The 18,338-nt window shown below is 37.8% G+C and carries 12 protein-coding genes and 1 pseudogene; 10 read left to right on the forward strand and 3 right to left on the reverse strand.

Going from position 1 to position 18,338, the window contains the following annotated elements; genetic code table 11:
- Positions 1–406: 406 nt before the first annotated feature.
- On the forward strand, positions 407–1,600 hold the full coding sequence (locus AC5YDH_RS09220) for a tyrosine-type recombinase/integrase (RefSeq protein WP_321088139.1): 1,194 nt from the start codon (positions 407–409) through the stop codon (positions 1,598–1,600).
- A 55-nt stretch (positions 1,601–1,655) separates the two neighbouring features.
- Positions 1,656–4,067 (forward strand): DEAD/DEAH box helicase, encoded by a 2,412-nt coding sequence (locus AC5YDH_RS09225; protein WP_496118761.1) that lies wholly within the window; start codon positions 1,656–1,658, stop codon positions 4,065–4,067.
- 445 nt (positions 4,068–4,512) lie between these two features.
- On the opposite strand, the gene AC5YDH_RS09230 is transcribed toward AC5YDH_RS09225, so the two are convergent.
- A complete protein-coding gene (locus tag AC5YDH_RS09230) occupies positions 4,513–9,003 on the reverse strand; it encodes an autotransporter domain-containing protein (protein ID WP_496118763.1) in 4,491 nt (1,496 codons plus the stop codon).
- A 1,130-nt stretch (positions 9,004–10,133) separates the two neighbouring features.
- Positions 10,134–11,058: pseudogene (locus AC5YDH_RS09235) on the reverse strand (IS5 family transposase).
- A 714-nt stretch (positions 11,059–11,772) separates the two neighbouring features.
- On the opposite strand from AC5YDH_RS09235, the gene AC5YDH_RS09240 reads away from it, so the two are divergent.
- The 5 genes from AC5YDH_RS09240 (at position 11,773) to AC5YDH_RS09260 (ending at position 15,188) form a co-directional block, all read left to right on the forward strand.
- Complete coding sequence (locus AC5YDH_RS09240) at positions 11,773–12,819, forward strand: hypothetical protein (protein WP_496118765.1); 1,047 nt, start codon at positions 11,773–11,775, stop codon at positions 12,817–12,819.
- 31 nt (positions 12,820–12,850) lie between these two features.
- On the forward strand, positions 12,851–13,252 hold the full coding sequence (locus AC5YDH_RS09245) for a surface-adhesin E family protein (RefSeq protein WP_496118766.1): 402 nt from the start codon (positions 12,851–12,853) through the stop codon (positions 13,250–13,252).
- A gap of 970 nt (positions 13,253–14,222) precedes the next feature.
- Entirely contained in the window at positions 14,223–14,354 is a 132-nt protein-coding gene (locus AC5YDH_RS09250) for a hypothetical protein (RefSeq protein ID WP_496118768.1), read from the forward strand.
- 80 nt (positions 14,355–14,434) lie between these two features.
- Positions 14,435–14,575 carry a hypothetical protein gene (locus AC5YDH_RS09255; protein WP_496118770.1) on the forward strand — a complete coding sequence of 47 codons (141 nt, stop codon included), beginning with the start codon at positions 14,435–14,437 and terminating at the stop codon, positions 14,573–14,575.
- Positions 14,576–14,762: 187 nt separating this feature from the next.
- A complete protein-coding gene (locus AC5YDH_RS09260; RefSeq protein WP_496118772.1) occupies positions 14,763–15,188 on the forward strand; it encodes a tyrosine-type recombinase/integrase in 426 nt (141 codons plus the stop codon).
- On the opposite strand, the gene AC5YDH_RS09265 is transcribed toward AC5YDH_RS09260, so the two are convergent.
- Positions 15,148–15,615 carry a hypothetical protein gene (locus AC5YDH_RS09265; protein ID WP_496118773.1) on the reverse strand — a complete coding sequence of 156 codons (468 nt, stop codon included), beginning with the start codon at positions 15,613–15,615 and terminating at the stop codon, positions 15,148–15,150. The two genes, AC5YDH_RS09260 and AC5YDH_RS09265, sit on opposite strands and share 41 nt — an antisense overlap.
- Positions 15,616–15,867: 252 nt before the next feature.
- Here AC5YDH_RS09265 and tnpA point away from each other — a divergent pair, with 252 nt between their 5' ends.
- The 3 genes from tnpA to tnpC all read left to right on the forward strand — a co-directional run bounded on the left by tnpA (position 15,868) and on the right by tnpC (position 18,307).
- Positions 15,868–16,296, forward strand: coding sequence for an IS66-like element accessory protein TnpA (gene tnpA / locus AC5YDH_RS09270; protein WP_005108355.1), 429 nt, complete (start codon positions 15,868–15,870; stop codon positions 16,294–16,296).
- The gene (gene tnpB, locus AC5YDH_RS09275) at positions 16,293–16,628 is read left to right on the forward strand and encodes an IS66 family insertion sequence element accessory protein TnpB (protein ID WP_496118774.1); all 336 of its coding nucleotides are present in this window, start codon (positions 16,293–16,295) and stop codon (positions 16,626–16,628) included. Before tnpA ends, tnpB begins: the two co-directional genes overlap by 4 nt.
- 74 nt (positions 16,629–16,702) lie before the next feature.
- The gene (gene tnpC / locus AC5YDH_RS09280) at positions 16,703–18,307 is read left to right on the forward strand and encodes an IS66 family transposase (protein WP_496118776.1); all 1,605 of its coding nucleotides are present in this window, start codon (positions 16,703–16,705) and stop codon (positions 18,305–18,307) included.
- Positions 18,308–18,338 lie beyond the last annotated feature (31 nt).

Raw genomic sequence — 18,338 nt, forward strand, 5'->3', positions numbered from 1 at the left:
GCCGCCCAAGAGTGGTTTCGCCATTTTGTCGGTCTATAGAAGGGGTTTTATGGTTTTTTATCAATTGGTTAAATTTATATATTTATTTATATCAATCACTTAACTTCTTTTGTTTTTTTGGGTCTTTTGCTATTTTCACCCAAAAAAAGGGGGCTTTCCATCCTGATCGTGATTAGGTATAACGCTTATATATCTTGGATTATAGGAAAAAAGGAGGATATCTCGAAGAGGACGAGCACAATACGAGTTGCTACCGATTCTACAGTAGCGCATGACTTCCATTTCCTGAGTTGAAATTGAACTTAGGCAGATATTATCTATACGAAGCTATAACGCACTAACACATTGATTTCAAATAATTTCGATTATTTGGAGTGGGTTTCTGCAGCCAGAATTTGGAGGAAGTATGAAAAAAGAGCATGAGTGGAATCTAATCCGCTCTACAATTTTAGACCCAGCAAAGTATGGAAAAGAACAAGATGCACGTTCCAATTTTCCAGAAATACAGGTCAAAGGTTTACGGATAATCGTAACTGCGAAAGCAGTTCGTGGTCATGTACGATTCACTTGCGAAGGGAAGAAAGTCAGTCGAAGCTTAGGATCATGTGCCCATGACGAGCTAGAGAAGTTCTTGCCTGATTGGGTAAGACAAGTTGAGCAATACAATTTACGTTTATCGCAAGGCTTGGATCCTTTTGCAGAGGATGAGAAGAGCAAAAAGGATATGACATTTGGGGATTTTGCGAAGGAGGTTTACCTACCCAATGCCAGAGCAACCAAAAAGTCATATCGTGATGACGAATCACGATTAGAGAAGCACATTTTACCTTACATAGGAGGAAAGAAATTTGATGAGCTCAATGTTGCTATGGTGACAGAGCTATTACATGAGGCCAAAGCGATAGGGCTTAAACCTGCCACAGTGAATCGTATTCGGGCATTGTTATCAGTGATCATCAACTTAGCGATAGACCATGAGTTATTGGAAAGTAACCTAATGAAACGAGTGAAAAAGTTGCAAGAAAACAATCAGATCGAACGCTACTTGTCTGAGAGTGAGATCCAGCGACTTTGGCCGATTCTTGATGTTCCTGAAGATTATGGAATTGCGAACAAAACAATCGCAGCGGTTATTAAGTTTCTATTGCTTACTGGAGTTCGCAAGCGTGAGGCACTAGATATGCAATGGTCAGATGTTGATCTTGGCAAAGCATCGTGGCACTTGAAGTACAACAAGTCGGGTAAGGCACGATATGTCACTTTGAGCGAAGATGCAGTTGCGATTCTACGTGCTATGCCAAAAACATCAGCATTTATTTTTGCCAATCCAGAAACACAAAAGCCGTATAACGATATTCGAAAAACATTCGACAAGATTATGCAAATAGCAGGGATTACCAATATGCGTATCCATGACTTACGTCATAGCTTTGCCAGTCTTGCAGTGAATAGTGGTGAGTCCTTATTCGTGGTCCAAAAGCTACTTGGACATGCGTCACCACAAACCACGCAGCGTTATGCACATTTGCAATCAAGCACATTGCATCAGGCATCAGCCAATGTTGCCAACATGATTCGTCAACATAGCGCAATCAACTAATCCATTTACTTATCTACAAATATTGGGCGTATCACCTACGCCCAAAGGAGTTCCTGTGTCTACAGTTCAGAAAATCGCCTTGGAGAAAGGCGAATATCTTACAGATAAAAATATATCTATTCCCAAGAATCAGTTTACTTTGATTCAGGCTGGTACTGGTGTTGGGAAGACCACCTTGGTCATGGAAAAGCTTTTGAGGGATTACGCAGTTGTAGTGATGCTTGTGCCCTCCGTGCTGAAAGTGACAGAGCTAGAGGAAGCTTACAAAAAGCAATTGAGTGGGACACGATATCATTTTTTCTATGACAAGCATGTACCTTCAGAAACTACTTTTGCATCAGATCGTAAGCATATGGTGGTATGTACCTATGAAAAATTGGACAAAGTGCGGGAATATTTGCTGAAAGAGTTTGATGGTAAAACATTGTTAGTTGTCGATGAGTGTCACAAACTGTATTCCGCAGGATCATATCGTGACGAGGCCTTGAATAGTCTCTTATATGCGATTAAAAACAAGAAATTTCCAACAGTGGTATTTCTTACAGCGACATTTACAGAGCATTGTTGGAACACATTGAATATTCCTTTAGACACAATTTATCAAGTCACTTCCGAGAATAGCTTAGATCGAAATATTGAGGTGATAGTGCTCAAGAAAGGAGACCAACACAGTTTTGTCCACTTAGTCATGGATCGTGCTAATGCCATGAAAAAGACAGGGAAGCGTGGCAAGATTCTGATCCGCCTGAACAACCGTAAAAAATGTGAGCTATATGCGAACGTGTTCGAAAATCTATTCGGGCTCAACGTGCTTGTCGTTCACAGTAAAAACAAGCATGAGGATGCTGTCCAAAAGATGTTCCAACAGCAGGAAATACCCAAAGATGTAGATATCGTCTTATGCACATCCATTATGGATGAGGCAATCAACTTGAATAATGGGCAAGATGACATAGATTCCGTTTTTGTTCTTGGTAAAGATGCTCATCCAGAAGAGTTGGTACAATTCTTTGGACGTTTAAGAAAAGCAACGGTTCCATGCTTTATCGTGTTACATACGAAAATGTCACTGGATACGACAATAGCACCTTACAAATTGCATGAGATATACCTGAAAAAGAATACGGAGTTTTTAGACAGAGTGAGTAAGGCTGTCGAACTCTTGATTAGCGTCTTTGCCGATTACCAGAACATTGTTGGAGATGACGAGGCTGGACAGTCTTCCAGTTCGCTTTATCAGAAGGTGAACACGTTGAATGAGACCTTCAACTACTTTTGTGGGGCGAAGTTATTTGCTGTAGTTAGAGGCAAATTACAGAAGAATCTAGCGAGTGTTTCTTCAGGGTATTACCGCATGGACAAAGCTTGTTGTTATCATAACTTTATGTATCTGGAATACAGACTTCAGCAGTTATTACCGACATGTACGGTGAAGCTACGAGAGGATCACACCGTACAAACGGACCAATCTATCTTGTCTTTTTTAGGGGAAACCAAGAAGACCAATGAGCAGATGTATCAGGAAAGTATTGATACTGCGATGGAAATATTCTTAAGCGTTGAGCCAAGTCAATCTGATTGCAAAACCAAAGAGGAAGACTTGGAAAGTCGCCAGATCACAGTCAGTGAGGATGACGAAGACACGGATTACTATGATGACGATACAGACGAAGGCGCACTGCCAGTCACTACAACCACTCAAAAAGATGCTGAGCAGAAATCAGAAGCGATTACCCTGAAAAACTATGGGGTTGCAATTTTACGAGAGCAGCAGGAAGATGAATTTTATGTGCAGAGATTGGTTGCAAAGTATGTTGTACCACATCCAAAAGTCACAGCAGAATTGGTGAGCACGATAGCGTTATTATCTACCTATATGGGTAATCTCGAGGATGTTTATCAGATCCTGAAACGCAAAGAGTCGGAAAAGGTCGTCACAATTGCCAAAGCCTATGCCAACAATATTGTTGTTCAATACTTTGTGAATAGGTTTTATCGCTATGGATCGGAACGTTATTTCAATGCTCATAAGCTGAGTCCAGTCGATGCTGCTACATTACTGACAGAAGCTTTTACGGCTGTGCAACAGAAGACACATATTCCTATGCGGACATTCATTGATCAGAAATTGGTATCAGGGATCAAATTGGACATGAAGACTCATCAAATGGTTATTGACCCAAGTAAGGCTGCTAATTTCTTTGTGCGATTTTTTGCAGCGAAGGACCGCAATGCGAAGAAACCCGATCTACGTTATCTTGAATTTCATGGGATCGTATTTGGGAACTACCAATACCTTGCTACCGCAAAATTGCAGGAAAAGACCAAAACGGTATCAGCACAATTCACAATGGGTGAGCGTATATTCGATTCTATGACAGGTGCATGTTTGTCAGATGTTCCATGCCCTTTGGTGCGTTCACGCTTGGTGATCGAGGAGGATGAGTTCTTTGACGATGCAGCTTAGTTAGGCATTCCAGCGATATAGTGACTTTTCGTTTTTTCTTGCTTGCTTCGGGATTTTGGGAAGTTAGGATGACCTGATTTCCCTTGATCTTTACTACTCTGTCAAACATCTATGCTCGGCAACAGCGAGGTGTGCTCACAGAGCTGTTGGGCAGAGCAGAAAGAGTGAGACAGCAAGGTGGAAAAACGAGGGCGATTGGAAGTTGGGAATTATTGGTTATTTTTCTTCGAGATTCGAAAAAGGGAAGGTGGTGTTTTGATTATTTTTACTTTTGTGTGTGTCTTTCCGTGAGTATTTAGAGCTTTGCTGGAAGAATACGTATTATTTATTTAAATGGCTAAACTCAAAACAGAATTAAAATTATACAAAAGAAATAACCGCCCAATACTTAGTTTGAGCGGTTATGTTTTAGTGACTTAATGGAGCGATAAGCCCACATTAAACATTAGAATTTATAGTTAAATGTTGCATTTACCCCATTTTCTCTAATACCACTACCATATTGACCTACATAGCTAAGACCAGCTGTTGCTACAGGACTGATTTGGAAATCTAAACCGGTTTCAATAAGTGCGGTATTTTTAGCAATTGCAATACCATCAACTGTAAATACACCACCGGCAATCGATTGAGTTGCTACTGGTGTGATATCACCATAAGCATGACGCCATCCAAGTGTACCTTTCAAGTTCGCTGATGCGGAGCCTATAGTAAATGGTACAGCAGTGCGAACACCAAATGTAGAGAAAGTGGTATTGGTAGTATTGCTTGCAACTTCTAGTGCGGCATCACCACCGGTTTCACTATATCCTTTTGTACGAAGGTTAACATGTGAAAGATTCACGAATGGTTCAATAGTTGCAGGTGCTAAATCAATTTGATAACCAACATCTGCAAATACTTGTGTGCTATGCGCATGGTAATCAGAGTTGAGAATTTCATTAGTATTGCCATAATTCACTGCACGTTTTCCATCAAGGCTAGACCCCGTATAAACAACGCCTGCTCTGAAACCTAAAGGTCCCCATTGGTTACCACCATATGCACCTAAATGCCAGTTATCTGATGTGGTTGATGCATAATGACCTTTGGCATCCATATCAGTTTTACTATAACCAGTGGCAATACCTAGATTCCAACCTGAAGACAAGCCAATATCTACACCTGTTAAGAAACCACCAGTTGATGTTTTTAGACCATTGGCATTGGCATTTCCTTTTTGATCGATCCAAGAACCAAAACCAGAAGCCCAGAAGCCTGTATTTATAGATTTGTCAGCTGGAACAAAGTGTAAAACAGCAGTTTGTTTTGAGCCGACACCATCAAAAGTTGAACGCAAACGGTTGTTGATTGTATCGGCAGTGATGTTTGCAGTTGAAACAAGGCCAGTTCTAATAGATGCATTGGTGTTGCCAGCAAGTTCTTCGAATGCCTGTTGTGCCTCTTCCGCAGAAAGTTGGAGGATTTTATTTATTACATTAGGTGTTTGTTCTTCTATTGTCTCGTCTAGAGTAAATGCAGCCACCCGCATATAAGGATTTATTCGGCCTCCATTTGGTGGTGTAGGTTTTTGATCTAGAGCATTAGCAATAGCAGCTTGGTTAGTAGAGGTTGTTACGGAAGCGAATGTAGTATCGTTACGATTAATTTTAACATCTACGCTATTCGTATTATGGTCAACACTTACATCTAAAAATGCACTTGGTTTTGATAATGTAACAGATTCAAACTCATTATTAACAGTGGATTTAGAATTATCATATTGAATAATAGTATAAGGTGAATTTAACTTGAAATTATCAAGAGTAGATACAATTACTTTACCACCTAGCTTTATATCTCCATTAGTAACTGTAATCATATCAGAGCCACCTTGGTAGTTGACTTCTACATTATAAGTTGATGAGTTGTTAAGTGTTAAACCATCCCCAACAGTAACTTGGCCTATCGAATTACCTATATTTAGATTGCCTGAATTTGTAAGTTTTCCGTCAATTTTCCAATTACCACCAAATATGCTAGAAGCATCATTGATATTCACATTACCACTAACATTAATAGGGGTGTTTATAGTGCCGCCTTTTGTTTGTGAATTATTGAGTACAATATTACCTATGATAGTGGTAATAGGTGCATTAGCCTCTTCTTTACTAAAATTGAAGATAGTCCCATTACCTGTAAGGTTACCGCCAATAGAAGCACCTTCTTTACTGAAGTTAAAAATAGAGCCAATATTCCCTTGAAGATCACCTCCGATTTCAAAGCGATCAGTAAAGTTAGCAGTGCTTTGCTGTTTAGTGACAAAGTTTTTTATACCTACAAGCTTACCAGTCCAAATAGCTTTCTCTTCAAGAGTTACATTAGTACCACCGTTTAAACTTAATCCAGATCTCGCATCAATAATATCGCCAGTCGATTTCGAACCATTATCTAAAGTAAAGTTAACGATTCCATCATTACCATCATTATTTAGGCTAGATACTAAAAGAAGAGTACCGTTATTAGTGATAGCTGTAGTGCCTTCACCAAATGTGAGATTTGCTATTTGATTCTGTTTGTCAAATATAATGGCTACAGTTGGAGCATCTGCTGAAGAAAGATCTGTTTGATTAACTGTTATTGTGCCTGAGTTTGAGATAAAGAGAGCAGAGGCCTTATCTCCAGTAGTAGTAATGCTACCACCAGTGATTTCAATGTTACCACCGTCACTAACTACAGCACCATACGCCTTACTACCAGTTGTAGTAATAGTAGTATTATGTACTGTAAGTTTACCACCTTGTGCATCAATATCATGATTATCTTTTCTGCGGTCATTATTGGCTACTAGAGCCGCTGTATTTCCAGTTGTTTTTATGATGGAATCATGAATTGCAATGTTGGATGAGCTCTCTGAAAGAGCAGCATAAGATTGACTTTCAATATTAATGTTGGATGCTGTGATTTCACCCGAATCTACAGCATGTAAAGCCGCTGCCCAACTATTACCATTATTAGCATTTACAATTAACTTACCGCCAGTTAAATTCACAGTTCCAGCACTTTTACCTTCATAAGCGCTATTTGTGCCTAAACCACCAGCTTGTACGGCATGGGCTTTTGCACCATTAACTGTAATGTCGGTACTACTAGTAATCTTACCGCCATTTTGGGCTAGAATGCCATAACCACGTTCGCCATCCGTGGTAATAGAACCACCATTTAAAGTGATGGAACCATTATCAGTCGCATGTGCACCAAAGGTTTGATCTGCAAGGCTATTAATATCAATAACTAAACCTGTTGCTTCAATAGAGCTGCCTAAATCTTGGCTATGAAGACCGTGAGCCTTATCTCCAGTAGTAGTAATACTACCACCAGTGATTTCAATGTTACCACCAGCACCGGCTACAGCACCATAAGCATTAGCTTCACTTGTTGTAACTGTAGTGTTGCTAACTATAAGCTTGCCACCTTTTGCTGTAGGGGTATATTTTTTTTGGTCATTGTTGGCGACTAGACCAACTTTATCGGCAGTTATATTAGAGTTTTTTATTTCTATTAGTGAGTTACTTTCAGCATGTGCTCCGGCAACTTTACTTTTAATAGTAACATTTGATGCATCAATTTCGCCATGGTCAACAGCATGTAATCCTGCTGCCCATCCATTAGCATTTTCTACTTTTAATGTACCACCAGTTAACACTACTTTACCTGCAGTAGTACCATCATATTTGGTAGGATTTGTACCTGTACCACCTGCTTGAACAGCATGTGTATTTGCACCATTAACAGTAATATTGGCACTGCTATTAATCTCACCGCCATTATGAGCCATTAGGCCATAACCACGAAGCCCATTAGTTGTAACGGAACCTCCATTTAAGGTGATTTTGCCATTTTCGAAAGCATTCACACCAAATGTTTGATCTGCTGTGCCATTAACTGCAATGGCTAGATTTGTTGCTTCAATAGAGCTACCTGAATCTTGGCTATGAAGACCGTAAGCCTTATCTCCAGTAGTAGTAATACTACCATCAGTGATTTCAATGTAACCACCATTTAATGCTGATAAGCCAATCGCATTAATACCTGTAGTTGTTATAGTACTATTTTCTTTAATTTGTATATGGCCACCAGTATCAGCGAAAGCCGCGACAGCATTATTGCCACTAGTAGTAATATTAGTATTACTTATATTAAGTATACCTCCTTTACCCTTGCTATCATTATTAGCAACTAGAGCAATAGTATTACCCCTAGTTGCTATTGTTGAGTTTTTTACTTCTATAAGAGAACCTGTTTCAGAGCTTACACCAGCAGAACCGCTATCAATTTTTATGTTATCTGCTATAATTACACCACCATAAACAGCATGTAACCCGAGAGCCCAGCTTGAGTTGTTATAAGGGGAACCATCAACTGTAAGTATCCCCCCGTTTAGATTGATTGTACCTGCTGAGATCCCCCCTGTATTGTTACCTGCCTGAACGGCATGAGAGTTTGCTCCTGTTGTATGGATGTTTGTATTATTTGCTGTGATTACACCATCAGAGTAAGCTAATAATCCATAGTTGCGTTGTGGTCCAGTTGTAGCTATTTTTCCATCATTAATAGTTAAATTACCTTTGTTAATGGTAACTACTGCATGTTGATTACTAGTTGTATTTTGTGCTGTGACTTCTAAATTTGATTGAGTAACGGGATCTCCACCATTTACTGTATAAGGTGCAGATTTAATATTATTATCAGCAACGACTACATTACTAGCCGCTGATAATAATAATGCGAGTGTAGTTAGTTTTGGAATGGCTTGAAATTTGAAATTATTCTTCGCTACTTCCACTTTAATTCTCTTAGTTTTAGAGCTTTTAGTTTTAGAGCTTTTGGCATTTTCAGAACAAACTTTAAATATCTGTAAAGATGAACACCATACAATTTTATAAATGTGATTCATTGTGACTTCCTATATCTCAATTCGATTTGACTGTTTTACATATTTTGTATAATGGATTATAGAAATCCTCATATCCTGATTTCTTGATTGGCTAGGTATGATTTTATATTTCTTTTGAGTGTTTAAAGCCTCCATTATGAACTTAGACAACTATATAAATTGGTTGGCGATTACTGTTTTGTGGTTGGATTAAATTTAACTTATATTTCACAAATAATATACATTTATCTATATTATTATTTAATGTGATGTGGTATGAGATCTTTTATGCATTTCTTTGGTTGAAATACGGTAAATCCATCATTTATTATCAAAATATTGACTACCTTATCATTTTTATTAAATATTTTATGATATTTAATTTGATTAAAAAACACACAAAAATATAGACATTTAATTTAATTACGAATATTTTAAAAAGGATTCTCCATGAATCGTTGTGTTTTGCACACCTCTTTTATTAGAGGTGTGTTTTTTATTCCTAATAAACAAAATTAAATGTAGGAAATAGTCAATGAATAATGAAATGAAATCTGAAAGGTCAGGGACTGAGGGAACTAACAACTTAGATCAAGAAATAAAGATTGACTCAGCTTCATATTATCCAAAGCCATATAAAAAAATGAATAGGTATGGATCTGAGCAATCAAGAAGTCAGAATCCAATTAATGTAAAAAAATGGTTAGTTAGTGGATGTCTTATCCTTTTTGTTTGGTATTACTTTCTAGAGTAGATTATTTGCAGATTATTTTTAAAAGTTGTTTTATTGTTATTTTTTTGTATATACAATATGTATCATATAAAAAATAAAAGATAACAAGAAATGAAGTATATAAATATATATGTTTTTATTATGTTATTTCTCTTAGTTATATTTATAGTATTGTCAGTCTATAGCTATAAAGACATTCAAGAGAAAGAGCGTAAACAACATGAACAAGTCACTCAAAGTGCTATTAAGGCTAAGATAAGTAATATATCTTTGTGCGAGTGATTGAGGGTACTCTAGAAAGAGTCTAGTTTATTAATGTTTGGTATTATTAGTCTCTCAATTATGAGAGAGCTTTGTGTTTTAAAGGGCTTTGTTGCATAAAGATTTGAGAGATAGAACTATCCCTAGTATTCCAAATTTAAGAGACAACTTGGATATGAGGGCGACCTAATTCTGTGAATTTATTTAAGTCGGCTATGCGTGCATGGATCTCATTCACCTGACTCGGAAAGCTCCTTGTTGTTAATTTATCGCCTAATAATTTGATGCAATGCATCTTGGTTTCCACCAAACTGCGACGATGATAACCAGACCACTTTTTCCAAAGTGATCTTCCTAGATGTTTGACTGTTTTCAATAACTCATTGCGCTCTATAGACATTGCTTGCTGATCTTTCCATGGTTTCGCATTTTTTCTTGGTGGAATCACAGCATGTGCATCTCGATCTAAAAAGACTTGTCAGCAATGCTTTTTGTCATAAGCATCATCTGTATAAACAGAATTAATTTGTTCATTCAAGGGAATTTGAGCAAGTAAATCTTCGAGCACTTGCGAATCACTGACATTATTTGTTGTGAGCTGAACTGCAGGTATTTGAAGAGTTTCAGCATCTATAGCAATATGAAGCTTACGCCATTGGCGACGATATTCAGCCCTATGTTTCTTATACTTCCATTCACCTTCACCTAGAAACTTCAAGCTAGTAGAGTCCACGAGTAGATAGAGACCATCACTACCTTTTTTATAGCTAATTGCAATATACTTTTGTCTTCTACAAATCGTAGTGTAATCTGGGCTTCCAATCTAATCTACAAAGCTTAATCAGACTGTGGACAAAACCTGACTCCATAGGTAAAGAGAGTCGAAATAGTGACTTGATCAGTAAGCAGCATTGAATCGCTGTTTCAGAGTAGGTTTGATTTCGACCTTGCTTACCTTGTGATTGTGCATACCACTGAGTTTTTGTATCAAACCAAATGAAAATATTACCTCGGTTAATTAAAGCTCGGTTATAGGATGATCAATTGGTTGTACGATAGCTTTTATGGGCAGGTTTATTCATTTTGAAATTATATACGATTGAATAGACCCTCTAGGCTAGGTTTGTGCAACAAAGCCGTTTTAAAGCAACAAATATGATATATCTATCATAGATAGAGGAGTATTTATCTTCTAGATCTTTATACTCTGTCAAACATCTATGCTCGGCTACAGCGAGGTGTGCTCACAGAGCTGTTGGGCAGAGCAGAAAGAGTGAGACAGCAAGGTGGAAAAACGAGGGCGATTGGAAGTTGGGAATTATTGGTTATTTTTCTTCGAGATTCGAAAAAGGGAAGGTGGTGTTTTGCTTATTTTTTACTTTTTTGTGCGAAGAGAGAGTATCTCCAAGTACCTAGAAGCCCTATATCCAGCATGACGGTATTTGTATATAGTCCTAATTCTGCGAAAGAAAACACTACAAAAATGGGATTTTGGCCAGCCAATTGGGAGAGTATTTGTACAATATTTAGTTGTGTAGTTGAAATATATTATTCGATTTATATAACGAATATGATTAACTCATTGAATAGCATGATCCTTCATCGAAGTAAAAAAGCGAAAAATATTTTTTTTTCTGATGATTCAGCCAATTCAATTAGGCGATTGATTAAAAGATTATTTATAAAAAATGGAGCTTACACAAAATAATTTACAGGCTCTAATTTACAGACTCTTAAAGAAAATATATTCTTCTAATAAATTATTTAATTTTAAATACTTAAGTGTGGGGACGTTTGTGGCTTTTATTTTTGGCATTGTTGGGCTCTTGGTTTATATATCAATATACTTATTTTTACTTCTTCTACCTTATTATATTGCTTATTCTTTGATTGACCCATCAAGCTTTTTAGGAGTCATTGGTGTATTTGTTTTAGGATCAGTGATAGTTCCTTTGTCTTTATGGGTCGTATTTTTAACTCTGGGAGGATTTTATGCAATATTTGATAAAATTAAAAGCTCGTCAGAAGAATCGGTAAATACCTATATAAATAATCCCATTAAGACGATTACCCCATTAGATTCACAATCTCCAAAAAATACAAAGCGAAATGTATTAATTATTGCAATATGCTCTGTGATAGGTATTAGTTTAGTTGTGCTTTTAGCCAATATCCAACATAACAATACGACTGCTATCGATATTGATGAAGAAAGTTATGCTAGTGAGGTACTTACAGGCGCTGATGAAATCGACGTTCTAGATGATACATCTGCTGCATCAGAGTCTTTATTTGATATGTATGGATATAGTGAAATTAATGATGATTATCTAGAAATGACGAGAGCTGTTAAAAATATTCTTAGTACTATAAATGCATCAGGTATATCGGGTGCAGCTAAATTAGTGCGCAATTGTTATGTTAGTTCAGATATTGATAAGCTTTATTGTGTTTATTTAGATAATGCTGCTCGTTTATTGGATAAAGAAGTAGCACGAGAAATGGGGTTTCAGCGAAATGAGTATTTAACTGATGAACGATCACAACAACGTGCAAATCAATATTTTTATACACCAACAAATAGCATAAATTTATCAAGAGAACATGCAGTTAAAATTGAAAAAGAATTAATGAACATATTGAGTTATGAAGTTAAAAAATTAAATAGTAATAGTACATTAGAAGAAACTTCAACCATTGCTAATAGTGTAGGTGATAATACATCTACGGACATGAGTACTGATTTGAGGCAGGAAGTTAACCAAAAATTTACACGTAAAGCTGAAACTCCAGTTGAATTTGATGCTGAGAGTTTTATGAAAGATGAAAATTTAGACCAATAAGTATATAGATAGTTTATAGATGGAGGTAGTTGTGAAGTACTTAGTATTTTTATTTTTTATTTTCTGGGGTAGTTGTGTATTTGCAGCAAACTGGCAGTATTTAGGAGAAACTAAAGAGTTTAGTATTCAGTTGGATACTGACAGTATAAAAAAAGTGAATAGCTCATATGGTTCTTATGGTACAGGGATTACTCAATTTTGGATCAAACGCACTGTGATTAATGATTTGTCAAAAGATGGATTAGGCTTAGGGGACTACATGATGATGTTATTTCATATAAATTGTAATCAGGATACTTTAGGAGTTAAAACTGCTATTAAATATAAAATGGGTACAGTTATTGATAACTATAGTCAATCATTAGTAGTTATGGAAGCAATCGTACCAGACTCATTGGGTGCAGAGTATTCTAGAGCTGTATGTAATAATTAAGTGCTTTATGAGTATATATCTTTATTAGGTTAAATATTCCAGTTTCCTCAGTACATGTTAAGTTTTTGGTGATGTAGCATAGGTATTTTTGCTTGATTCCTTCGTGATTTAGATAGGTAGATTTATCGGATTTCTCCCTTGATCTTTACTACTCTGTCAAACATCTATGCTCGGCTACAGCGAGGTGTGCTCACAGAGCTGTTGGGCAGAGCAGAAAGAGTGAGACAGCAAGGTGGAAAAACGAGGGCGATTGGAAGTTGGGAATTATTGGTTATTTTTCTTCGAGATTCGCAAAAGGGAAGGTGGTGTTTTGCTTATTTTTACTTTTTTGTGCGAAGTGAGGGTATCTCCGATTGCCTAGAAGGCCTATATCTATCATGATGGTATTTACTATGGTCCTATTTCTGCGAAAGAGAGCACTGCAAAATACTGCGGTCCTTTTCGGTCGTGGGAAGTTTACTTAGAAAACTTAGACTTAGTGACTACGGTCCATCCGAGAAAAGCAGAAAAATTTTGGTCCATCAGCGGTCTATCGTAAAAAATATAGGTGTATTTTCTTAGACTTACAATATCGTACACGATAGGTTTGTGGGGCGTAGAAAAGTACCAAACCCTTATGTTTCATGAGGTTATATGTTTAGAGAGCGGTCCTGTTGATTTTATTAGATTTTTGCATTTGTGGTATATGTAACATATTGTTTTTTATAGTGAAAAAATACAAGTTTACTCTTACTCATAATCCGTTGGTCCACAGTTCAAGTCTGTGTGGGCCCACCAAATTCATATATTTATATAGTAAAATATATAATTAAACCCTTAATTCTTAATGAATTAAGGGTTTTTTAATGTCTTAAGGATACTCAGGTGTACTCGTATAAAAACACCCTATTTGTATCCTCGCTTGTATCCTGTATAAAAAATAGAACTCAGGATACAGGAGCCTAGTTTAATCTAGTAAAATCAGAATTTTATGGCTAAATCTAAATTACTCACAGATACCCAATACGCGGCGTTAAAATCACAAGAATCTGAATACAGAATTTCGGATATTGTAGGTCTATATTTAAAAGTTGATGTAACAGGTAAAAGTCATGGTAGTTAAGATTTAAGAGTACAGTTGGTAAGTGGATATGGCTTGGGTTGGGAAGTTATCCAAGAATCTCAGTCAAAGAAGCTTGTTCAATGGCTATTAAGCATCAAAATGGTGAGCTTAATTTAAAAACCAAAAATGAGAAACTATTGGAAGCTAAACAACAAGAGAACCTATTGTTTGGTAATTTACTGATTAAATCGATGAATACAAAGCGAGGCGTGTGGACATAGCAAACTTTTAAGAAGGAATATTAATCCATAGAAAAGCATATTTTACCCGTATTCGGTGATTGTCTATTTAAAGACATACCTGCTTCAGAGTGGAAAGAGTTTTTTTAGGGAGAAATAGTTAAATGAACAAATATTCAATCGACTTGAGAAATTAATATCTTATTGTCGTAATGCTTATGATTTTACCGTGTTTAAAGACAGAGCAAATTATAACCCGCTTGTAGGGATTACTAAATTCCTAGATAAAGGCGAGCGCGATAATATGAAACATATAGGAATCAATGAATTTCCTGAAATGCTAGATAAAATTAGAGGATATAAGTCTCAAGAAATAAGTATTTGTTTAGAATTATTGATTCATTTGTTTCCAAGACCTAGGGAGCTTAGGCAAGCGAAGTGGTATCAATTTGATTTTGAGGAATGTGTTTGGGTCAGACCTGATTCAATAATGAAAAGAGGGATTGAGCATGGAACTCCACGTTCAACTCAAGCGATAAAATTATTAAAGACTTTGCAATCAATTTCAAAACGTGAAAGCGAGTATCTATTTCCATCGCGTGATAGTGTGTATATTAAGGAAATAACGTTTTATAAATTTGCTCTGCAGAATTAACTGAAGATATTACTACTAATAAAATAGGTATCAATGCAAAAATAGATACGATTAATATTTCAATACATAATAAAGTTTGATGTTCCAAGCCTAACCCAATAAAAAAAGGTATTTTTTTCCATCTCTGCTCAGGAATATTTTTTTGAATATAATTTTTTTTAATTCTTTGATCTATCTCTCTAAATATAGGATATGTTAAAAAAACTAAATTCATAATTACACTATAGAAGAAAATAATCCCAATAAATAAGGTAAGAAAAAACAATCCAATTCTTTCTAATGAATTACTAACATTTAAAAAACGATGAAAAAAAACAATCCACATACTGCCAAATAAAACTTGAGGAATGATATTTCTCAAGCTTTCTAAGATATATCTTCCCCCTTTTAGACTAAAAAGATAAGATTTTTTTTTATGATTGGCCATAACTAAAACCTACGTTAATACGTACTAAGAATAAAGAGTCAATAAAATAGTATGATGAATATGAAAAATTTATCCTAATAAACTTCTAATAAATATCTATAGTGTCTAGGATCAGTGTATGAAATTCAAATCTTCTGTTTTTTTTTAGAAGACATCATAAGCTATTTAAAAGTAAGCGTCCGCTGAATCCCACTTTTTCTAACTCATTAATACCGCGATAGTGTCCACTAAATTTTAAGTGGACACCTATTTATGGATTTAAAGACAGTTATAGACAGCACACCAACGCTAAAAAAGCCTCGTCGAACCTTCACGGCTGAATTTAAACATCAACTTATTCAGCAATGCCAGCAGCCAGATACATCAGTGGCCAAGGTCGCAATGCAACATCAGATCAATGCCAATCTGTTGCATAAATGGATTCGTCAATCCAGATCAATACCCCCTGCATTAACAACCCCATCTAGTCCACAGACTGACTTTCTTCCGGTCATGCTTCACCCGACTCCAGCCAAACAAGACGCACCTCCGCTATCTGTTCCGGAGAAGAATACTGTCGCTCATATCAGAATTCCACTGCATCAGAAACAATGTTCTGCAAGAGATCAGGTGATCGAAATCGAATGGCCAGTGGAATCGGCCAAGGAGTTGCTGCTTTTACTTCAGGGCTTGATCAAATGATCCGTATCGATGAAATCTGGCTCTCTACCCAGCCGATGGACATGCGTGCGGGTATGGATACGGCTATGGCGCAGATCATGAAAGCCTTTGGCTACATTAAACCGCATTGTGCTTACCTGTTCTGTAATAAACGTGGCCATCGCATGAAAGTGCTGGTACATGATGGACTGGGCATCTGGCTGTGTGCCCGGCGGCTGGAACAGGGAAAATTCCACTGGGCGCAGGTTCACCAGGGTGAAAGCATGGCGATCAGTCCGGAACAGTTACAAGCACTGATCCAGGGTTTGCCCTGGCAGCGCATTGGACGACAGCAGGTGGTGACGATGCTTTAAACCAGGCTGGTCCATTCTGCTATTCTCCAAACGTTCTATTTCCTCTGCGTCATGACCTCAGGCATACTGCGGTCATGAATACGCTGCCAGACTTAAGCCAACTGACCCATGAACAACTGCTGGAATTTACCAGACAGTTGGCAATGCAGCATCAGTCTCTGGCACAATCAAATCAAGAATTAGAAAAATCAAACCAGCAATTGGATGCCAAAGTTCAACATCTTTCTATTCTCAATCAAAAATACGAGCATGAACTGGCGCTGTTTAAACAGCACAAATTCGGTAGTAAAAACGAACATCTCACCGCAAAACAAATCCATCTGTGGGATGAGGCGGTCGAAGAAGATATCACAGCAGTCGATCTGGAACTGGAGCGGCTGAATGCAGATAAAACCGATGCAGCGACACACAAAGCCAAAGCAAATAAACCTAAACGTCGACTGCTGCCCGATCATCTACACACCATTCGTATTGAGCATGAACCAACATCAACCCAATGTGCTTGTGGCTGCCAACTCCGTCGTATCGGCGAAGATATCAGTGAAAAACTGCATTTCAGACCGGCACAGTTCTATAAGGAACAGCATGTGCGTGGCAAATGGGTCTGTGATCAGTGTGACACCCTGACTCAGCAAGCGATGCCCGCCTATGTGATTGATAAAGGCATTGCTTCACCTGAACTGCTCAGCCATGTGCTGGTCTCGAAATACGCTGATCATTTGCCGCTGTACCGTCAGCGCCTGATCTATCAGCGGGCGGGCATTGATCTGTCCAGATCTACTTTATCTGACTGGATTGGTCGCTGCGGTGTGGAACTGGAACCTCTGGCCAATGCCTTAAAACAGGTGGTGCTGCAACAGCGGGTGCTGCATGCAGATGAAACACCAGTCACCATCATGCGGATGGGTGAGAATGATAAAAAACCGAAGAAAGGTTATGTCTGGGCCTATGCCACTACACAGTACAATCCAGTTCAAGCCGTGATCTATGACTTTCAGGATAGTCGTTCAGGTCAGCATGCAGAAGAGTTCCTGAATGGCTGGCAGGGCCATCTGGTCTGTGATGATTACAGCGGTTATAAAGCACGCTTTAAATCAGGCGATGTCATTGAGGTGGGCTGCATGGCACATGCACGTCGTAAATTTCATGAACTGCATGTGACCGGGAAAAGTCAGATCGCTGAACAGGCATTAGTGCTGATTCAGAAACTGTATGCGATAGAAGCAGAACTCAGGAAAAAGACCGATGGTACAGCAGAACAGCGCCGCGAATACCGACAACAGCATAGTCAACCGGTGATGCAACAACTGTATGAATGGCTCAACCAACATCAACTGACTGTGCCATCGAGTTCTCCAACCGCCAAGGCGATCAATTACACTCTGAAGCGTTGGCCAGCTTTAAGCCGCTATCTGGATGATGGCAATCTACCGATTTGCAATAACTGGGTGGAAAACCAGATGCGCCCCTGGGCGTTGGGACGTAAGAACTGGTTATTTGCAGGTTCGCTGCGCAGCGGTCAGCGAGCAGCCAATATTATGACATTAATCCAGTCAGCAAAGCTGAATGGGCTGGATCCGTATGCCTATTTAAGTGATGTGCTGAAAAGATTGCCGACACATAAAGTGACTCAGATTGAAGAATTGCTACCACACCGCTGGAAACCTGAACCGAATTAAAAAATAGGCATGGGGTTCAGCGGACGCTTAC

It is taken from the genome of Acinetobacter sp. FY683, from assembly GCF_059515885.1.